We start from the raw sequence: 229 nt of genomic DNA, 5'->3' as shown, positions 1-229 counted from the left end.
AGGCTGTAAAAATCTGCCACAGCGGTGTCGGCGTCCAGACCATCTGTTTTATTCGCCACAACAAAGACTTTCTTTTCAACTTTACGGATGTGTGCGGCAATGGCTTCATCGCCTACGGTCGCACCAACCCGGGCGTCGACCATAAACAGCACTACATCTGCTTCGTCGATAGCTTTTAGTGACTGCTCGGCCATTTCAACTTCAATGCCCTGTTCATTACCATCAATAC

1 protein-coding gene is annotated in these 229 nt (G+C 48.9%); it reads right to left on the bottom strand.

Translation table 11 applies throughout. From position 1 onward, the window contains the following. The coding region (locus tag R0J87_RS25520; RefSeq protein ID WP_498889809.1) for a GTPase at positions 1-229 on the bottom strand (229 nt) is incomplete at both ends.

Origin of the sequence: Halomonas sp. SIMBA_159 (assembly GCF_046536035.1) — a bacterium.
Classification (GTDB): Bacteria; Pseudomonadota; Gammaproteobacteria; order Pseudomonadales; family Halomonadaceae; genus Vreelandella; species Vreelandella venusta_A.
This window is presented reverse-complemented; position numbering and strand designations above follow the sequence as displayed.